18 protein-coding genes are annotated in these 17,656 nt (G+C 71.9%); 10 read left to right on the forward strand and 8 right to left on the reverse strand.

Annotation, left to right across the window (positions count from 1 at the left end; genetic code table 11):
• The first annotated feature begins 52 nt into the window (after positions 1-52).
• On the forward strand, positions 53-985 hold the full coding sequence (locus tag ASG96_RS03060) for a hydroxymethylglutaryl-CoA lyase (protein ID WP_057586515.1): 933 nt from the start codon (positions 53-55) through the stop codon (positions 983-985).
• Between the two features lie 76 nt (positions 986-1,061).
• Here the strand turns inward: ASG96_RS03060 and ASG96_RS03065 are convergent, their stop codons facing one another.
• Both ASG96_RS03065 and ASG96_RS03070 read right to left on the reverse strand, forming a co-directional pair.
• Positions 1,062-1,433 carry a DNA polymerase ligase N-terminal domain-containing protein gene (locus tag ASG96_RS03065; RefSeq protein WP_235509038.1) on the reverse strand — a complete coding sequence of 124 codons (372 nt, stop codon included), beginning with the start codon at positions 1,431-1,433 and terminating at the stop codon, positions 1,062-1,064.
• Positions 1,434-1,442: 9 nt separating this feature from the next.
• Complete coding sequence (locus ASG96_RS03070; RefSeq protein ID WP_057586516.1) at positions 1,443-3,860, reverse strand: helicase-associated domain-containing protein; 2,418 nt, start codon at positions 3,858-3,860, stop codon at positions 1,443-1,445.
• A 70-nt stretch (positions 3,861-3,930) separates the two neighbouring features.
• Here ASG96_RS03070 and ASG96_RS03075 point away from each other — a divergent pair, with 70 nt between their 5' ends.
• On the forward strand, positions 3,931-4,872 hold the full coding sequence (locus ASG96_RS03075; RefSeq protein WP_057586747.1) for an aldose 1-epimerase family protein: 942 nt from the start codon (positions 3,931-3,933) through the stop codon (positions 4,870-4,872).
• A gap of 47 nt (positions 4,873-4,919) precedes the next feature.
• Here ASG96_RS03075 and ASG96_RS03080 read toward each other — a convergent pair whose 3' ends face one another.
• On the reverse strand, positions 4,920-5,396 hold the full coding sequence (locus ASG96_RS03080; protein WP_056759778.1) for an SRPBCC family protein: 477 nt from the start codon (positions 5,394-5,396) through the stop codon (positions 4,920-4,922).
• A gap of 156 nt (positions 5,397-5,552) precedes the next feature.
• Here ASG96_RS03080 and ASG96_RS03085 point away from each other — a divergent pair, with 156 nt between their 5' ends.
• Together ASG96_RS03085 and ASG96_RS03090 are read left to right on the forward strand one after the other, a co-directional pair.
• Positions 5,553-5,948 carry a cold-shock protein gene (locus ASG96_RS03085; protein WP_056759777.1) on the forward strand — a complete coding sequence of 132 codons (396 nt, stop codon included), beginning with the start codon at positions 5,553-5,555 and terminating at the stop codon, positions 5,946-5,948.
• 4 nt (positions 5,949-5,952) lie between these two features.
• The gene (locus ASG96_RS03090; protein WP_057586517.1) at positions 5,953-6,873 is read left to right on the forward strand and encodes a DUF3027 domain-containing protein; all 921 of its coding nucleotides are present in this window, start codon (positions 5,953-5,955) and stop codon (positions 6,871-6,873) included.
• A 73-nt stretch (positions 6,874-6,946) separates the two neighbouring features.
• Here ASG96_RS03090 and ASG96_RS03095 read toward each other — a convergent pair whose 3' ends face one another.
• Positions 6,947-7,213 (reverse strand): DUF2530 domain-containing protein, encoded by a 267-nt coding sequence (locus ASG96_RS03095; protein WP_057586519.1) that lies wholly within the window; start codon positions 7,211-7,213, stop codon positions 6,947-6,949.
• A gap of 59 nt (positions 7,214-7,272) precedes the next feature.
• Here ASG96_RS03095 and ASG96_RS03100 point away from each other — a divergent pair, with 59 nt between their 5' ends.
• The 4 genes from ASG96_RS03100 (at position 7,273) to ASG96_RS03115 (ending at position 11,438) form a co-directional block, all read left to right on the forward strand.
• A complete protein-coding gene (locus ASG96_RS03100; protein WP_057586521.1) occupies positions 7,273-8,769 on the forward strand; it encodes an NCS2 family permease in 1,497 nt (498 codons plus the stop codon).
• Positions 8,770-8,969: 200 nt separating this feature from the next.
• Complete coding sequence (locus ASG96_RS03105) at positions 8,970-9,419, forward strand: MarR family winged helix-turn-helix transcriptional regulator (RefSeq protein ID WP_057586523.1); 450 nt, start codon at positions 8,970-8,972, stop codon at positions 9,417-9,419.
• A complete protein-coding gene (locus tag ASG96_RS03110) occupies positions 9,416-10,702 on the forward strand; it encodes an MFS transporter (RefSeq protein ID WP_056759770.1) in 1,287 nt (428 codons plus the stop codon). The genes ASG96_RS03105 and ASG96_RS03110 overlap by 4 nt, the downstream gene beginning before the upstream one ends.
• A gap of 205 nt (positions 10,703-10,907) precedes the next feature.
• The gene (locus ASG96_RS03115; RefSeq protein WP_056759768.1) at positions 10,908-11,438 is read left to right on the forward strand and encodes a ferritin; all 531 of its coding nucleotides are present in this window, start codon (positions 10,908-10,910) and stop codon (positions 11,436-11,438) included.
• A gap of 101 nt (positions 11,439-11,539) precedes the next feature.
• Here ASG96_RS03115 and ASG96_RS03120 read toward each other — a convergent pair whose 3' ends face one another.
• The gene (locus tag ASG96_RS03120; RefSeq protein ID WP_057586525.1) at positions 11,540-12,874 is read right to left on the reverse strand and encodes a lytic transglycosylase domain-containing protein; all 1,335 of its coding nucleotides are present in this window, start codon (positions 12,872-12,874) and stop codon (positions 11,540-11,542) included.
• A 163-nt stretch (positions 12,875-13,037) separates the two neighbouring features.
• On the reverse strand, positions 13,038-14,162 hold the full coding sequence (gene serC / locus ASG96_RS03125; protein ID WP_057586749.1) for a phosphoserine transaminase: 1,125 nt from the start codon (positions 14,160-14,162) through the stop codon (positions 13,038-13,040).
• A gap of 371 nt (positions 14,163-14,533) precedes the next feature.
• Between serC and ASG96_RS03130 the strand changes: the two genes are divergently transcribed.
• The gene (locus tag ASG96_RS03130) at positions 14,534-14,815 is read left to right on the forward strand and encodes a hypothetical protein (protein ID WP_057586527.1); all 282 of its coding nucleotides are present in this window, start codon (positions 14,534-14,536) and stop codon (positions 14,813-14,815) included.
• A gap of 67 nt (positions 14,816-14,882) precedes the next feature.
• Here ASG96_RS03130 and ASG96_RS03135 read toward each other — a convergent pair whose 3' ends face one another.
• Positions 14,883-15,575: a helix-turn-helix transcriptional regulator gene (locus ASG96_RS03135; RefSeq protein ID WP_056759764.1), complete on the reverse strand. Its 693-nt coding sequence runs from the start codon at positions 15,573-15,575 to the stop codon at positions 14,883-14,885.
• Positions 15,576-15,701: 126 nt separating this feature from the next.
• Positions 15,702-16,823, reverse strand: a complete 1,122-nt coding sequence (locus ASG96_RS03140; protein ID WP_057586529.1) for a citrate synthase 2 — start codon at positions 16,821-16,823, stop codon at positions 15,702-15,704.
• A gap of 95 nt (positions 16,824-16,918) precedes the next feature.
• Between ASG96_RS03140 and ASG96_RS03145 the strand changes: the two genes are divergently transcribed.
• A complete protein-coding gene (locus ASG96_RS03145) occupies positions 16,919-17,545 on the forward strand; it encodes a pentapeptide repeat-containing protein (RefSeq protein WP_057586531.1) in 627 nt (208 codons plus the stop codon).
• Positions 17,546-17,656 lie beyond the last annotated feature (111 nt).

Genomic DNA, 17,656 nt, shown 5'->3' on the forward strand with positions numbered 1-17,656 from the left:
CGAGCCGATACCTCGGCCCGGGGGTGGGGCGTGCTGGTGACAGTATGGGCGCATGCGATCCCCACAGGTCGAGGCGGCGACGGGGCTGCCCCCGAAGGTGACGATCTACGAGGTCGGTCCTCGCGACGGGCTGCAGAACGAGAAGACGGTCGTCCCGGCTGCCACGAAGGTCGAGTTCATCCGCCGCCTCGAGGCCGCGGGGCTCGGCACCATCGAGACGACGTCGTTCGTGCCGGCGAGGTGGGTGCCGCAGATGGGTGACGCCGAGGAGGTGCTCGCCGGCCTCGGTGCTGACGGGCTGGGACGCCGCCGGCCCGCCCTCGTGCCCAACGAGCGCGGCCTCGACCGCGCCGAGGAGCTCGGTCTCACGGCCATCGCGATCTTCGGGTCGGCCACCGAGACCTTCGCGCAGAAGAACCTCAACCGGTCGGTCACCGAGCAGTACGCCATGTTCGAGCCCGTGGTGAAGCGCGCGCTCGCCGACGGCATGTGGGTGCGGGCCTACGTCTCGATGTGCTTCGGCGACCCCTGGGAGGGGCCGGTGCCGATCGACCAGGTCGTCGACACCGCCGAGCGGCTCATGGACCTCGGCTGCCACGAGCTCAGCCTCGGCGACACCATCGGCGTCGGCACCACCGGCCACGTGCACCGGCTCCTCGAGGCTCTCGGGACGCATGGCATCGGCACCGACCGTGTCGCCGTGCACTTCCACGACACCTACGGCCAGGCGCTCGCCAACACGATGGCCGCCCTGCGCGACGGCGTCTCGGTCGTCGACGCGGCGGCCGGTGGCCTCGGTGGCTGTCCCTACGCGAAGTCCGCCACGGGCAACCTCGCCACCGAGGACCTCGTGTGGGCCCTGCACGGGGCCGGGGTCGAGACCGGCGTCGACCTCGACGCGCTCGTCGAGACGTCGGTGTGGATGGCTGGCCGGCTGGGTCGTCCGTCGCCGAGCAACGTCGTGCGCGCCCTCGCCGGCGCCTGACCACCCCAACCGTCGAAGGGCCACGAACCGGGACTCGGTTCCTGGCCCTTCGACGGTGGACGTAGGAGGTGGCGCGTCAGGGCGGGGGCTGGTCCTTGGTGAGGTGCAGCAGCCAGTCGCGGTCGGTGCGAATCAGGGCGTAGCGGCGCGAGCCGTCCTGCCCGTGGAGCACGAAGACGATCCGGTGGTCGTCACGCGACTCCTCCTCCCACCACCCGGTGTCGGCGACCGACTTGTGCTCGTCGGTGTAGTCGAGGTGGTCCATGGCGTGGTCGTCGACCGCGACGGCCAGGCGGTCGTGCCGGCTCGTCGTCGGCAGCCCCTTGGGCACCGCCCACGATCGCAGGACGCCGTCCTCCTCGAGCCGCAGGTCGAAGTGCGGCCGCGGCTTCCGGTGGTCGTGGAGCACGTATGCCGGCCGGTGGCCTCCGCGGATGTCGTTGCCCACCGAGGCTGCTCAGCTCTCGAGCGTCGCGCCGGTGATGCGGTGCACCGAGAAGGACTTCTCGTGGCCCGACTCGTCGGTGGCTCGCACCCGTCCGCCCTCGACCTTCTGGGGGTGGATGAGGTGGCGGCTCGTGGCGCCGTGGCCGTCGGAGTAGCCGATCCACACGCCGTGCCGGTCGGCGACCGCGTCACGCAGCAGCGACAGCGTCACGACCGGGTCCATCGCCAGGATGCGTGGACCAGGACGGGTCTCGTCCTCGACGCGGCGCTGGTCGGCCGTCGCCTCGGCAGCGCGCAGCCCGTCGACGAGCGTCTGCGTGTAGGGCCGGTCGACGGGCGAGACCATCGGGCCGGGGCCGCGGCGGCGTGAACCGGCCCTGCGGCGAGGCGTCTCGGCGTGGACGACAGCGCCGTCCTGCCCCTCGTGCACGGGTGCAAAGCCGTTGTCGCGCAACAGGTCGACGAGGACTCGGGGGTCCGCCGACGACACGAGCACGGTCGGCGCGAGACGCCGGAGCCGCAGCGGAGTGAGGTCGCGGGACGCGAGCATCGTGTCGAGGACCGCCTCGTCGTCGGAGCGGATGTAGGCCGCGGCGCCGCCGATGCGGGTCTGGCCGTGCTTGCGGGCGACGTCGGCGACGAGGTACTCGAGCGGCTGCGGGACCGGGGTGCGGCTCGACCGGCGCACCGTCTCGGTGAAGTCGGCCGCGGTCCACCCCGCGTCGAGCGCCCGGCGCACCGACTCGGGGGTGAAGCGGTAGACCGTGGCACCGCCGCGGGACTCGACGTCGGCGGCGAGGCGCATGAACGAACCGAGACCGCCGACGAGCGGCCCGGGGGCGACGGCGGTGAGGTCGGCCTGGACGAGGATGTGGTCGACGGGGGAGGGCAGGTGCGCCGACATCGCCGCGGCGACGGCCTCGGCCACGGCACCCGCCTCCGGCGGCGTCTGCTCGGTCGAAGTGACCCCGCCACCGGAGCCGCTCCCGCGATCACCTCGACCCCGGGCGGCGCGCTTGCCGTTCGAGGTGTTCCCGCCACCGGCCTGGGTGGCGCGATCACCTCGAACCGCGGGGAGGAGGGGGAGGAGCGGGGCGACGAGGGCGCGGCCGGCCTCGGACAGGGCCCCGCGACCGGTGACCCCGAGCCACTCGGACTCGCGCAGCACCGCCTCGACGGCCTCGTCGAGCACGGCAGCGGACCGGTTCGGCCGCCGCCACGCCAGGCGCTCGCGCAGGGAGGCGTGGTCCGGCGCGCTGCCCGGCTCGAGCGAGGCGAGCTCTCGCAGCACCTCGCGGCGGATCGCACGGATCGCCGGCCACTGGACGTCGGGGCCCAGCGCATTGGCCGGCCCGGTGCCGGTGCCACGTCGCCCCACGAGGTGCGGGGCCCGGGTCGACCCGAGCCAGGCCACGGCCAAGGTCGCCCAGCGGTGCCCGGCCTCGCTCGAGCTCCACTCGTCGATCTCCGACGTGGGAGCCCACACCGGCACGACCTCGCCGTCGTCGGCGACCAGCCCGGCGGCATACGCGAGCTCGACGACGAAGGCGGTGTGCTCGGGGTCGAGGTCGAGGGACATCTGGGTGACGCGGAGGTCTCGGACCGACAGGCCGCCGGCGCGCAGCACCCGGGGCGGGTCGGCGCCCCACGCGGCGGCGAGCTCGTCGACGTGCGTCAGGCACTCGCTGGCGGCACCGCCGGCTGCCGCGTCGACGAGCGACACGGGACGGGCCTCGATGTCGGGCGGGGTCAGCTCGGTCGACCGGTGCAGCCGGCCCTCGCGCAGCACGAGCCCGACCTCTCGGGGCAGCGCGACGCGGTCGGTCGACACGGGGACGAGCAGGTGGTGCTCGAGCAGCCAGCGGGCTGTCGTGCGACCCGGGGCGGCGGCGGGCAGGACGCCGAAGGCGGGCCCCCACGTCATCCGCTCGAGCATGGCGCGCGAGTCGTCGGGCGCCTCGGCGACCGTCGCCCGGATGCGGTCGGGGTCGGCGTGCTCGGGCGGCGACGAGGGGCGCAGCTCGCGCATCGGCGCCCCCAGGCCGGCAACCGCCGTGCCGAGCACCTCGGGCACCGTGCGCACGACGTGGTCGCCGTCGACGCCGCGCCAGACCAGCGCCGAGCGCCAGAGGTCCTGCACGATGGCGTCGACCGTCCCGGCGTCGTCGGTGCCGAGCAGGTGCAGCAGCACGCTGCGCTCGGCGGCGTCGCCCGCGACGACGACGGCCTCGAGCACCTGGAGGTGGCCCCGGTCTAGCGCCTCGACGGCGCGCTGCACGCTGGCCCGGGTGCCCGCCCGGGCGGCGAGGCTCGTCAGGTCGGCCGGCGCGGGGCGCGCGAGATCCGGGCGCGCGAGCACGAGGTCGATGAGCTCTGCGTCGCTGCGGCCGCGGATGTCGTCGGCGAGGCTCCGGCTCGGGGTGGCCATCCTCCCAACCTACTGCCCACCTGACGTGGCCTCCGACTCGCTCGGGCGCGTGCCCGCTAGCGTTGCCTCCATGAGCGCGCTCTCACCGGCGTCACCCGCCGAGCCGGCCCCGGCCCACCCGACCGGGCAGCAGTGGACCATCGGGCACGGTCCCTTCGAGGCGACCGTCGTCGAGGTCGGCGGCGGGCTGCGCACGCTGACCCGTGCCGGCGTCGACGTCGTGGCCGGCTATGCCGCCGACGAGACCTGTGCGTCGGGCCGCGGCCAGCAGCTCATGCCGTGGCCCAACCGGATCCGTGACGGCCGCTACACGTTCGAGGGCACCGAGCACCAGCTGTCGGTCACCGAGGTCGCCCGCGGCAACGCGAGCCACGGCTTGGTGCGCTGGGCGCTCTGGGAGCTCGTCGAGCACGAGGACGACCGCGTGACCGTCGGCTACCGCCTGCACCCGCAGCCCGGCTGGGACCACTTCCTCGACCTGCGCACGACCTACCTGCTCGACGAGTCGGGCCTCGTCGTGACGGCGGCAGCCCGCAACGTCGGACCGACGGCCGCCCCGTTCGGCTACGGCGCGCACCCCTACCTCGCCGTCGGCGACACCCTGCTGCCCGACGTCGAGCTGCGCATCCCGGCCGCGACGTGGGTCGAGGTCGACGAGCGCCTCCTGCCCGCCGCGAACCGCCCGGTCTCGGGCGCGCCCTACGACTTCCGCGAGCGCCGCCCCGTCGGCGGTGCCCGCCTCGACACGGCCTACACCGACGTCCTGCGCGACGCCGACGGCATGTGGCGCGCCACCGTGGCCGCCGCCGACCGCACGACGACGCTCTGGGCCGACGCGGCCTTCCCGTGGCTCCAGGTGTTCACCGCCATCGCCGAGGACCGCAAGGGCGAGGTCGGCATCGCCGTCGAGCCGATGAGCTGCCCCGCCGACGCCTTCAACTCGGGTGACGGTCTCGTCGTGCTCGCGCCGGGCGAGGAGTGGACCGGGACCTGGGGCATCTCCCCGTCCTGACCGGACCGCAGGGCCCGCTCGGCAGGTCGGACCGGCCGCCCGGTGGCTCAGCGGCCCAGCAGCACGTCCGACGTCTGCTCGAGGGCCTGTCGCGCGTAGCCCTGCCACATCCGGCCGACGAGCGGCAGGACGCGGGCGGCATACGTGCTCGTCGGGTGCAGCGTCCAGCTCCACGTCACGCGCACGCCCGTGCCCTCGGGCGCGAAGGCCCACCGGCCGTCGACGTGCGACACGAGGGGCCTGAACGCCCCCGTGAAGTCGGTGAGGACGTAGTCGAAGCGCTCGGGCCGCACGACCTCGGTCAGGCGCTCGCGCATCGTGCCGCCGTCGGCCAGGGCGATGGTCCGGGTCTGCCCCACCTCGCCCCACGGTCCGCCCTGGTCGCGCACCTCCCGGATCGGTGGGAGCAGCCCGTAGCGCCGCGACATGAGGTCGGTGAGCGGGTGGGGGAGCAGGCGGTCGTACGCGTCGCCGACCTCGACGGGCACGGCGCGGGACGACTCGAGGTGCAGGGGCGTGGGCATGCCCCAGCGTAGGGCGGCGGGCCGCGCGATCGGAGGCCCGGCGCCTGCGCGGCGGGAAATCCGGCTTGCCCCGAGCCGTTAGGCTGGAGCGGAGCGCAAGGAGCGCCATCGAGTCGTGCCGTGAGGCGGCCGACCGAGATCTGAACGAGGTGGACTGTGCCGACTGGCAAGGTCAGGTTCTACGACGCGGACAAGGGCTTCGGATTCATCTCCGAGGACTCCGGCGCGGACGTCTTCCTGCACGCGAACGCGCTTCCCGAGGGCATCACGACCCTGAAGAAGGGCGTGCGTGTCGAGTTCGGCATCGTCGAGGGCCGCAAGGGTGCCCAGGCGCTGTCGGTCAAGGTGCTCGACCCGGTCCAGTCCGTCGCCGCCAACAAGACCGCACAGACCCGCAAGACGCAGGAGGAGCTCACCGTCATCATCGAGGACGTCGTGCAGCTCCTCGACGGCGTCGGCAACGGCTACCGCGCCGGACGCCGCCCAGACCGCAAGCTCGCCTCCAACGTCGCACGCGCCCTGCGCGGCCTCGCGGACGAGCTGGAGAAGTGAGCTCATGACCGTCACCGCCCCCAAGACGGACGCCGTGCTGCTGGCCGCGTCCGACCTCGCCCGCAGCGTCCTCGAGGAGGTCGCCGAGCCCGCAACCGTCGGCGCGCACCTCGGCATGGACCTGCTCGAGGAGCGCCTCGGCATGCACTGGTTCGAGTGCACCTCGCCGGGCTACCGCGGCTGGCGCTGGGGCGTCAGCGTCGCCCGGGTGTCGCGCGCCAAGGTGGCGACGGTCTGCGAGACCAACCTGCTGCCCGGTCCCGACGCCGTCCTGGCTCCCGAGTGGCTGCCGTATGCCGACCGGCTCGCTCCCGGCGACCTCGGTGCCGGCGACGTGCTGCCCTTCCGTCACGACGACCCCAACCTCGAGGCCGGTTTCGAGGCCACGGGCGAGGAGGACGTCGACCAGATGGCCTTCTTCGAGCTCGGACTCGGTCGTCCCCGCGTCCTGTCGGCCGAGGGTCGCGAGGTCGCCGCGAGCCGGTGGTACGCCGGCGACAACGGTCCGACGGCCGAGATCGCCACCAAGGCGACCGAGCGCTGCACGACGTGCGGCTACTTCCTGCCGATGGCGGGCGCGCTGCGTGCGACCTTCGGGGTCTGCGCCAACGAGTGGAGCCCCTCCGACGGCCGGGTCGTCTCGCTCGACCACGGCTGCGGGGCCCACTCCGAGACCGACATGGACCACCCCGAGCCGCCGCCGATCGGCGAGCCGATCGTCGACGAGTTCGCCGTCGACGTCGAGCCGGCGGAGCGCGCGGCCCAGGCCGGCACGGTCACGGACGAGACGGCCACCAACGAGCAGTCGGTCGACGAGCCGTCGGCCGACGAGCCGGGCGAGCTGCCGGCAGCCGAGCTGGACGAGAAGCCGGCCGAGGCGCCCGCCGAGGAGTCGCACGGCTCGGACGACCCCGTCACCGACTGACAGTCGCCCGACCACGGGACGGCCACCCGGCATACCCGGGTGGTCCGCTGCCGCCCCTGGGCGCGACCGGGTCTCAGGCGGCGTCGCTCGCGTTGCCGCGCCCGCGCCACACGTAGACCCAGCCCATGGCGCCCAGCACGAATCCGGCCACGCACGTCCACGGCCACCAGTCGCGGTCACCCTCGTGGAGGGCGGGCACGACGAGGATGACGACGAGCGCGACGACCCACGCAGCCATCCCGACCTCGATGATCCGCAGCATCGGCACGGGCAGCGGGGCGATCTGCTCGGGCGTCGGGTCGGACGCGGGCGGCAGGTCGGGGGTGGTCTCGTCGGTCACGCAGACAGCCTAGGGTCTCGTCACACAGCCGAAACGCGCCGCCACTAGGGTGGTGCGCCATGTCGACGGATACACGCAAAGCGCCCACACAGACCGGGCTCGACGGCTTCTTCAAGATCACCGAGCGCGGGTCGACCGTCGCTCGCGAGGTCCGGGGCGGCTTCGTCACCTTCTTCACGATGGTCTACATCGTGGTCCTCAACCCCATCATCCTCTCGGGCGTCGTCGACGGCTCGGGCACCATGATCGGTGGCACGACCGACCTGACCGAGAGCAAGCTGCTCGTCGCGGTCGGCACGGCGGTCATCGCCGGCGTCATGTCGATCCTCATGGGCCTCGTCGCGAACTTCCCGATCGCGCTGGCCGCCGGGCTCGGCATCAACGGCCTCATCACCGGCATGGTCATCACCCACTCGGCCGACAAGATCACCTTCGCCGACCTCATGGGCCTCGTCGTCATCGAGGGCGTCATCATCCTCGTGCTCGTGCTGACCGGCTTCCGCAAGGCGGTCTTCAAGGCGATCCCCGCACCGCTCAAGGTCGCGATCTCGGTCGGCATCGGGCTGTTCATCGCCTACATCGGTGTCATCGACGCCGGGTTCGCCCGCCGTCCCACGACACCCGGGTCGGTCCCGAGCGAGCTCGGCATCGGCGGCAGCCTCGACGGCTGGCCGACCCTCGTCTTCGTCTTCGGTGTCTTCCTCATCGCGGTCCTGCTCATCCGCAAGGTCAAGGGCGCGATCCTCATCGGCATCGTCGTGGCGACCGTGCTCGCCATGGTCCTCGAGGTGATCTTCGCCATCGGTCCGCGCGTCTTCGACGACAAGGGCGCCCTGACCAACCCGTCGGCCTGGGCCCTCACCGTGCCGAAGCTGCCCGACTCGATCACCAACGCCCCGGACCTCGGCATCCTCGGCCAGTTCAGCCTGCTCGGCTCGTTCGAGAAGATCGGCGTCGTCACGGCCCTCATGTTCGTCTTCTCGCTCCTGCTCGCCGACTTCTTCGACACGATGGGCACGGTCGTCGCGATCGGCACCGAGGCCAAGCTGCTCGACGAGGACGGCAACCCGCCGCACACCGACCGCATCCTCGTCGTCGACTCGGTCGCCGCGATCGCGGGTGGCGCCGGTGGCGTCAGCAGCAACACCTCCTACATCGAGTCGGCGTCGGGCGTCGAGGAGGGCGCCCGCACGGGCCTCGCGTCGATCGTTACCGGCGTGCTCTTCCTGCTCGCGACGTTCCTCGCCCCGCTCTTCGCGGTCGTCCCCTCCGAAGCGGCGGCACCGGCGCTCGTCATCGTCGGCTTCCTCATGATGACCCAGGTGAAGAACATCGACTGGGACGACATGGAGATCGCGCTGCCGGCGTTCCTCACCATCGTGCTCATGCCCTTCACCTACAACATCACCGTCGGCATCGGAGCGGGCTTCATCGCCTGGGTGCTCGTGAAGATGGCCCGTGGCAAGCAGCGCGAGATCCACCCGCTCCTGTGGATCGTCGCCGCGTTCTTCGTCGTCTACTTCATCAAGGCTCCGCTCGAGTCGATGCTCACCTGAGCGACGCTGCCGCACCAGGCGGTCCGCTCGGCCTAACGCCCGAGAACGTATGCCGTGAAGGCCCCCTCCCGCTCGGGAGGGGGCCTTCCGCGTACGACCGTCGTCGCGGCCGGTGCCCGGTCTGTCCAGGGTTGGGAATGGTTAGCCGAGGTAATGAGTTAGGCTAAGTATCACCAGACTGCACTTCCGAGGATCCGCCCTTGACTTCCAAGCACCCGACCAGCCGGCTCTCCAGAGCCGAGCTCGTCTCGCTCTCCAACGACATCCGACTCGCCTGCATGCGCATCTCGCGGCGGGTCCGTTTCGAGTCCGACCGCGAGCTGCCGCCGCACCAGTTCTCGGTGCTCTGCCGGCTCGAGAGCACGGCCCGCACCAACAGCGAGCTCGCCGACATCGAGCGTGTCTCGGCCCCGAGCATGAAGCGCACGACGAACATGCTCGTCGAGCGTGCCTACGTCTCCCGGGCCGACGACCCCACCGACGGGCGGCAGGTGATCCTGTCGCTGACCCCCGAGGGCCGCAAGGCACTCAAGCGGATCCGCAGGCACCGCGACGAGTGGATGCTGTCGCGCTTCGAGCAGCTCACCGACGAGGAGCGGGAGCTGCTCCAGCGGGCCGCCGACGTGCTGGCCAAGGTGGCCAGCGAATGAGCCCCACCTTCCACTCCCTCTCCATTCCGAACTACCGCATCTACGCCTCCGGCGCGATCGTCTCCAACGTCGGCACGTGGATGGGCCGCGTGGCCCAGGACTGGCTCGTCCTCACGGTCCTGACCGACCACTCGTCGACGGCGCTCGGCATCGTCACGGGACTGCAGTTCCTGCCCTTCCTCATCCTCGCGCCGTTCGCGGGGATGCTCGTCGACCGCTTCCCCAAGCGGCGCATCCTCTTCCTCACCCAGACCGCGCTGCTCGTCACGGCGCTGCTCCTCGCGGTGCTCACCGCGGCCGGCGTCGTCGAGCTCTGGCACGTCTACGCCCTCGCGTTCCTGCAGGGCGTCGCGACGGCCGTCGACAACCCGGCCCGGCAGACGTTCGTCTCCGAGATGGTCGACACCGAGCACCTGCCCAACGCGGTCGCCCTCAACAGCGCGTCGTTCAACCTCGGCCGACTCGTCGGCCCCGCCGTCGCCGGCCTCGTCATCGCGTGGTTCGGCATCGCTCCCGCGCTCTACGTCAACGCCGCGACGTTCGTCTTCGTGCTCGTGGCGCTGCTGCGGATGAACACCAGCCTGCTGACGCCCTCACCGCGCGCCCGCGGCAAGGGCCAGATCCGCGAGGGCCTGCGCTACGTGAAGGGCCGGCCCGACCTCGTGCTCATCATGGCGCTCGTCTTCGTGCTCGGGACGTTCGGCATGAACTTCCAGCTCACGATGGCCCTGATGGCCACGAAGGTCTTCGACAAGGGCCCGGGGGAGTACGGCCTGCTCGGCTCGATCATGGCCATCGGCTCGCTCACCGCCGCCCTGCTCTCGGCCCGGCGCGCCCGTCCCCGGATGCGGGTGCTCCTCGTCGCCCTCGCCGGCTTCACCGTGTCGACGGCCCTGCTGTCCACGGCGCCGAACTACGTGATGTTCGCCGTCTACCTCGTGCCGACGGGCCTCGCCGCCCTGACCGCGTTGACCACGGCCAACGCCATGGTCCAGGTCAGCGTGGACCCCATGATGCGTGGGCGGGTCATGGCGCTCTACATGGCGATCTTCATGGGTGGCACGCCCGTCGGTGCCCCGGTCATCGGCTGGATCGGTGACGCCTGGGGGCCGCGCTGGACGATCGCCATCGGCACCATCGCCGTGGGCCTCAGCCTCGTCGCGGTTGGCCTCTGGGTCGCACGTCGGCAGAATGTCGCGGTGACCATCCAGACCCAGCGGCGCCCCCGACTCCGGATCCAGCTCGCCTCGGTGGTGCCCGCCACCTCCGAGGTGACCAAGTGAACTTCAAGTTCCGCCACCGCATCACCGTCGCGGCGCTTGTGCTCTTCATCGCGATCGCTGTCATCGCCGCGTTCGTCAACCGCTGACCGACCGGCGGGTGGCGGGTGGGCGACCGGCGGGTGGGCGGCCGGCGCGGACCAGTCGGCGCCGCGTCCCTAGGATGGGCGTCTGCCCCACCCGTCGAGACCAGTGCGGAGGAGCCACCATGGCCGCCCAGAGGTTCGTCGACCTGCTCAACGAGCAGATCGGCCACGAGTACGCCGCCCACCAGCAGTACGTCGCGATCGCGGTCTACTACGACACCCTGACGATGCCGCAGATGGCGGCGCTGTTCTACCGTCAGGCGCTCGAGGAGCGCGACCACGCGATGATGATGGTCCAGTACCTCCTCGACACGGACTCGACCGTGGCGATCCCAGGGGTGGGTGCACCGACCAACGCCTTCGCCGACATCGTCGAGCCGGTCGAGCTGGCCCTGGCCCAGGAGAAGCGGGTCACCGACCAGATCAACGCGCTGACCGCCGTCGCCCGCGAGGAGCACGACTTCGCGTCCGACCAGTTCATGCAGTGGTTCATCAAGGAGCAGGTCGAGGAGGTCAGCTCGATGTCCGACCTGCTGACCGTCGTCCAGCGCAACCGTGCCGACGTCGAGAACATCGAGGAGTACCTCCGTCGTGAGGCGAGCAGCGCGGGTGCGGACGCCTCGGCGCCGCCGATCGCGGGTGCCGGCGCCTGAGCCCGCCCGCGGAGACAAGGCAACGGAGACGACGGAAGCGGCCGCCCGGATGGGTGGCCGCTTCCGTGTGAGGGGTGCTGCTCGACCGACGGGTGCCCCGGTCAGCCGAGCAGACCTCCGGTGGGACACGTCACGACCTTGGCGTCGAGGATGCAGACGACCTTGGCCGTCAGCGGGTCGAGCACCCGGACGAGGTCCTTCGGGTCGCCGCTGAGCAGCGGCAGGTGGGGCAGCGCGAGCAGCCGCACGATCTCGGCCGGGATGGTCGGCACGGGCAGCTTCGTCACGGACGGGAGCGGCACCGTGAGGGATGGGAGCGGCACGCCGGGCACGGAGGGCAGCGGGATCGGCAGACCGGGGGAGCCGGGCTTCGGCTTCGACGGTGCCGACGGCTTCGGCGAGGCTGAGGACTTGGAGGTGCTGGACGGTGCGGGTGACGGCTTCGCCGAGGAGCTCGGTGTGGGGCGTGCGCTCGGCGAAGCCGTCGAACGGGGGGCCGGCGACCCGGCATACGCGAAGCCCGAGCCCTCGGGCGTGGCCGAGCCGCTTCCGGCGGCGGGGCGGGCGGCGGGGATCGCGCTCATCGGCACCACGGTCACGCCGCGGCGGTACGCGTCCGCGATGGAGAGGACCGTGCGCACGTAGGAGTCGGAGTGGTTGTAGCGCAGCACGGCGCGGTAGGCCGCACCCGGCTGTCGCAGGTCGGTACCGCCCGAGCACAGCAGCACTCCCGCGCCGGTGACGGCGTCGGTCAGGCTCTGCGGGTTGGCGAAGCCGTCACCGTCGCCGTCGCGACCGGCCATCGACCACGACGTCGGGATGAACTGCATCGGGCCGACGGCGCGGTCGAAGACGGCGTCGCGGTCGAGGGCCCCGCCGTCGGTGTCGGTGATGCGGGCTGTCCCGCGCGAGCCGTCGAGCGGGATGCCGATGATGCCCGGGCGGGCGATGCCGCTCGCGTCGAGGACGTTGCCACCGAAGCGTGCGTGGTTGCTCTCGACCCGCCCGATGGCGCCGAGCACCGCCCAGTCGATGCCGCACCCGGGCTTGATGCTGCCGAGCACGCCGGCCGCGCGCTGGTAGGCCGTGACGGCCACCGCCGGTATGCCGTCGGCGTCCAAACGGACCGGGGCGAGAGAGTCGATGGCCGAGATGGCACCGCGTGACGCCGCCGGGACGTCCACTCGGGCGTAGTCCTCGGTGAACGTCTGGTAGATCGGGGGCAGCTGCATCGGCGCCGGCGCGGGACCGGCCTGCGGGTAGAGCGGGCTGCCGTCGGTGATGGCCTGGTCGGGCACGGTGATCGCCGACGTCGGGGTGACGGCGTCGGTGCCGCGGGTGGCGGCGAACGCGATGCCGGCCGTGGCCAGGGCGATGACCGGTACGGCTGCAGCGACCCGGCGCGCTGTGGTGCCTGCGCGGACGATGCGGACCATGGTGACTCCTCGGATGCGACGCCGCCCCCATTGGCGGTCTGCCGGGATCAACGAGGGACGTCCCGAAAGGTCACGCGTCGGTGCGGCGCGGCCGTGCGAGAGGGCCGGCCCCCCACACGGGAGCCGGCCCTCTCGGGACGAGCTGGGCGACGCGGCCCGGGACTCAGCCCAGGGCGGCGACGACGTGGTCGATGGCCTGCGTCAGCTTCGTGACGTCCTCGGGGTCGACGGCCGGGAACATCGCGACGCGCAGCTGGTTGCGGCCGAGCTTGCGGTAGGGCTCGACGTCGACGATGCCGTTGGCGCGCAGCGTCTTGGCCACGGCCGCGGCGTCGATGGAGTCGTCGAGGTCGATCGTGCCGACGACCTGCGAGCGGGCGGCCGGGTCCGCGACGTACGGCGTCGTCCAGTCGGTCTGCTCGGCCCAGCCGTAGAGGCGGCTCGAGGAGTCCCGGGTGCGGCCGGTCGTGAACTCGAGCCCGCCGTTGCCGTTCATCCAGTCGAGCTGGCTCTTCATCAGCGCCAGCGTCGAGAGGGCGGGCGTGTTGTAGGTCTGGTTCTTCAGTGAGTTGTCGACGGCCGTCGGCAGGCTGAAGAAGTCGGGGATCCAGCGGCCCGTCGCGGCGATCTCGTCGACGCGGGCGAGCGCGGCGGGGGAGAAGGCGGCGAGCCAGAGGCCACCGTCGGAGGCGAAGCATTTCTGTGGGGCGAAGTAGTAGACGTCGGTCTGCGTGATGTCGACCGACAGGCCGCCGGCACCCGACGTGGCGTCGATGAGGACGAGGGCGTCGTCGTCGGCGCCCTCGACGCGCTGGACCGGCGCCATGACGCCGGTCGAGGTCTCGTTGTGCGGCCACGCGTAGACGTCGACGCCGGCCTCCGCCCGCGGCGTCGCGAGCGTGCCCGGGTCGGCCTTGATGATCGTGGCGTCGCCGAGGAAGGGGGCGGCCGCGGTCACGTTGCCGAACTTGCTCGAGAACTCGCCGAAGGCCAGGTGCTGCGACCTTTCGCGGACGAGGCCGAAGGCGGCGATGTCCCAGAACGCGGTCGAGCCGCCGTTGCCGAGGATGATCTCGTAGCCGTCGGGCAGGGAGAAGAGGTCGCGCAGGCCCTGGCGGACCTCGCCGACCAGGTTCTTGACCGGTGCCTGGCGGTGCGACGTGCCGAGGACCGTGCGACCCAGCGAGCTGAGGTAGTCGAGCTGCTCGGGGCGGACCTTCGAGGGTCCGGAGCCGAACCGTCCGTCGGCGGGCAGGAGCTCGGCCGGGATGGTGATGGGCTGGGTCACGGCTGGTGCTTCGGTCACGGATTCACCCTTGCGAAGTGCGGCCACGTTACGGGCACGTGGCGGACGTGTTGAGGTCGGATGACGCCGTTGTCACCGCCGCCATTGAACCTCACGTGCCCACCCCTTGGACATCGCTGCTCGGTGTGTGGACGCCCACACGGCGGGCAGGGGTGTGTGCGCGGACGGCTTCGCAGAGCCGGTCGACGACCGGCAGTACGCGGAAGGTCGTATTCCCCTCGGTTGCGGGCCGGGCGCACGCTCGATGAGTGGCGGGATGGGGGGACCAGCCGTCACCGGCGCGAGGAGCGCCGGCGTGGACGTCGGGGGATCGCGGGCGTGGAGCACACGTCCCCATAGGAGAGAAGCAGATCATGTTCAAGCACCACGTTCTACGCCTGGTCGCAGCGATCAGCGCAGTCCTCGCGGGGTCGGTCGTCGGCGCCACGCAGGCGTTCGCAAGCAAGTTCCGCGACGAGTCGCGAGGTCGCTCGGGTCTGTGGCCGGACGCGGGCACGACGTCAACCGGACCCGCGGCCGACGGCGGGTCGGTGAGCTGGATGCTCGTGCTGGCGCTCGCCGTCGCGGTGGTCGCGGCCGCGGGCCTCGTGTACTCCGTCGCCTGGCGGCACAGCCACCACCACCTGCCAGCCTGATCGTCGCGGGGCAGCGGTCCGGCGCCCGCTGCCCGGACATCGCCGATCGCCCGGTCGTGCCGTCCTCTCAGTGCGGGAACACCATGTTCACGGCCTCCATCCGGCTCGAGACCTCGAGCCGGACGAAGACGTTCTCGAGGTGCTTGCGCACCGTCCCCTCGGCGATGCCCATCTGGTGCGCCACCTGCGCGTTGGTCGCGCCGGTGGCCACGAGGCGCATGATGGCCCACTGCCGGGTGGTCAGGCGCGGCGCCCCGCGCTGCTCCGAGACCCGGCGCAGGTGCAGCTCGGCGAGGTGAGGGCGGGCCAGCCGCAGGAGGTCCTGCTCACGGTCCGAGAAGACGGGTCCGCCGTGGCGGAAGAACAGCGAGCGGCGGTCGAACTCACCGAGCGGCGACATGAAGGCGATGAGCTCGTGAACCGGACCGGTCGAGCCGGCATCGGTCTCGCAGGTCACCCCCGTGTAGCCGTGGACCGCCGACAGGGCACCGCATCCGTCGGGCCCGAACAGGGGGTCGTTCGCGATGTCCTCGACCTGGATGGAGTACTGGTCACGTTGGCCTGACGAGACCTCGACGAGCGAGCCGAAGCCTCGATGCCAGGCATTGACCTGGAACGTCACCTGGTCCGCTGGGACGAGCTCGCTGATCTCGTCGAGGACGGATGCATAGAACAGGTCGTCCGCGTCCAGCTCGTGGGCGTCCTCGAGGATTTCGAGCAGACGCTTGACGTCGCGATCGTGGACGAATGAGTCGGGCATGGCGGCACCTCGGGTGGCCACGACGTTGGCAGACGGACGGCCGCAGCCTGCTTCCCAGCATAGGAGCGTGGGTGCACGACGTCCCGGCTACGCTCGAGACGGCAAACGGCCCCCGAGGGCGTGCCCTCAGTGGGAGATGTCGGGCGTCCAGCCGGCGACGTCCTCGGGCTTGCGCGGACCTTCGCCGATGTAGCGCGAGGACGGTCGGATGAGCCGGCCGGTCTGCTTCTGCTCGAGGATGTGCGCCGACCAGCCGGCCGTGCGCGCACACGTGAACATCGGCGTGAACATCGACGGCGGCACCTCGGCGAAGTCCAGGATGACCGCGGCCCAGAACTCGACGTTCGTCGCGAGCACGCGGTCGGGCCGGCGGGCGTACAGCTCGTCGAGGGCGGCCTTCTCGAGCGCCGCGGCTGCCTCGTAGCGCGGTGCCCCGAGACGCTCGCAGGCGGACCGGAGCACACGGGCGCGCGGGTCCTCGGCGCGGTAGACGCGGTGGCCGAAGCCCATCAGGCGCTCGCCCTTGTCGAGGACGCCCTTGACGTAGGCCGTCGCGTCGCCCTGCTGCTCGACCCCGTCGAGCATGTGGAGCACACGCGAGGGCGCGCCGCCGTGCAGCGGGCCGGACATCGCACCGACGGCGCCGGAGAGCGCAGCGGCGACGTCGGCGCCCGTCGAGGTGATGACGCGGGCGGTGAACGTCGAGGCGTTCATGCCGTGCTCGGCGGCCGAGACCCAGTAGGCGTCGACGGCCTCGACGTGCCTCGGGTCGGGCTCGCCGCGCCACCGGATCATGAACCGCTCGGTGATGGTGCGGGCCTTGTCGACCTCGCTCTGCGGCACCATCGGCTTGTCGAGCCCCCGGGCCGACTGCCCGACGAACGACAGGGCCATGACCGCGGCGCGGGCGAGGTTGTCGCGCACCTCGTCGGCGTCGATGTCGAGCGTCGGCTTGAAACCCCACACCGGCGCGAGCATGGCGAGCGCGGACTGGACGTCCACGCGTACGTCCCCGGTGTGCACCGGCAGGGGATAGGGCTCGGCGGGCGGCAGCCCCGGGTCGAACTCGTTGTCGACGAGCAGGCCCCAGACGTGGGCGAAGTCGACGTGCCCGACGAGGTCGTCGATGTCGACGCCGCGGTAGCGCAGCGACCCACCCTCCTTGTCCGGCTCTGCAATGGTCGACTCGAAGGCGATGACGCCCTCGAGGCCGGGCTTGAAGTCGGGGTCGGGCGTGCTGTCTGCCATGAGGGTCCTTGCTGTGCAGGCGGTACCACCGCGGTGTGGAGGCCGCAGCCGGGACGCGGAGGATGGGCGTCGGTCCCGGCTGACAGACTCACCGTATGCCGTCAGCCGCCGACCAGACCGTCTTTCGTGACGCCGTGTTCAGCACCCGAGACCAACATCACGACGCCGTCCGCTTCGAGGGCACCGACTTCACGCGGGCCCACGCCGAGGGTCACACGTTCCTCGAGTGCTCGCTGCTCGGTGGCACGCTCGACGAGTCGCACCTCGAGGGCTCGCGTTGGTCGGAGTGCGAGTGGGAGCGCGTCGGGGGCGTCGGGCTGACCCTGGCCGAGGCGAGCCTCGTCGAGATGACTATCGAGGGGTGCCGGCTCGCGGCCGTGTCCGCGTGGGGCTCGACGTGGCGTGACGTCACGGTGCGCGGCGGCAAGGTCGACTTCCTCAACCTGCGCGGAGCCCGGCTCAAGGACGTCGCCTTCGTCGACTGCGTCGTCGTCGAGCTGGACCTGCAGGAGGCGACTGTCGACGGGCTGACCTTCGAGGGCTGCACGCTCGTGTCGCCGACCTTCGGTCGCGGGAGGTATGCCGCCCTGGACCTCTCCGGGGCCACGCTCCGTTCGCCGGTCGGCCTGGCCGGGCTCAAGGGCGCGACGATGAGCCGCATGCAGGTCGTCGACCTCGCCGACGCCCTCGCCCTCGAGCTCGGCATCGTCATCGCCGACTGAGCGCCCGCGGCCCGCCCGGGGCCTCGGCGAGCTACGTCACTGCTGCACGGGGTGCAACAGTGACGTAGCGAGTGGGCCTGGTCACCCGGCGGGCGGTGGGGGTCCGGCGGC

Origin of the sequence: Terrabacter sp. Soil810, from assembly GCF_001429645.1 — a bacterium.
In the GTDB taxonomy this organism is placed as follows: domain Bacteria; phylum Actinomycetota; class Actinomycetes; order Actinomycetales; family Dermatophilaceae; genus Terrabacter.

Bases quoted from the DNA above. Each gene is read 5' to 3' on its own strand.
- ASG96_RS03060 (WP_057586515.1), top strand. From the start codon at position 53: ATGCGATCCCCACAGGTCGAGGCGGCGACGGGGCTGCCCCCGAAGGTG.
- ASG96_RS03070 (WP_057586516.1), bottom strand. From the start codon at position 3,860: ATGGCCACCCCGAGCCGGAGCCTCGCCGACGACATCCGCGGCCGCAGC.
- ASG96_RS03075 (WP_057586747.1), top strand. From the start codon at position 3,931: ATGAGCGCGCTCTCACCGGCGTCACCCGCCGAGCCGGCCCCGGCCCAC.
- ASG96_RS03080 (WP_056759778.1), bottom strand. From the start codon at position 5,396: ATGCCCACGCCCCTGCACCTCGAGTCGTCCCGCGCCGTGCCCGTCGAG.
- ASG96_RS03090 (WP_057586517.1), top strand. From the start codon at position 5,953: ATGACCGTCACCGCCCCCAAGACGGACGCCGTGCTGCTGGCCGCGTCC.
- ASG96_RS03100 (WP_057586521.1), top strand. From the start codon at position 7,273: ATGTCGACGGATACACGCAAAGCGCCCACACAGACCGGGCTCGACGGC.
- ASG96_RS03110 (WP_056759770.1), top strand. From the start codon at position 9,416: ATGAGCCCCACCTTCCACTCCCTCTCCATTCCGAACTACCGCATCTAC.
- ASG96_RS03115 (WP_056759768.1), top strand. From the start codon at position 10,908: ATGGCCGCCCAGAGGTTCGTCGACCTGCTCAACGAGCAGATCGGCCAC.
- ASG96_RS03120 (WP_057586525.1), bottom strand. From the start codon at position 12,874: ATGGTCCGCATCGTCCGCGCAGGCACCACAGCGCGCCGGGTCGCTGCA.
- ASG96_RS03130 (WP_057586527.1), top strand. From the start codon at position 14,534: ATGTTCAAGCACCACGTTCTACGCCTGGTCGCAGCGATCAGCGCAGTC.
- ASG96_RS03135 (WP_056759764.1), bottom strand. From the start codon at position 15,575: ATGCCCGACTCATTCGTCCACGATCGCGACGTCAAGCGTCTGCTCGAA.
- ASG96_RS03140 (WP_057586529.1), bottom strand. From the start codon at position 16,823: ATGGCAGACAGCACGCCCGACCCCGACTTCAAGCCCGGCCTCGAGGGC.
- ASG96_RS03145 (WP_057586531.1), top strand. From the start codon at position 16,919: ATGCCGTCAGCCGCCGACCAGACCGTCTTTCGTGACGCCGTGTTCAGC.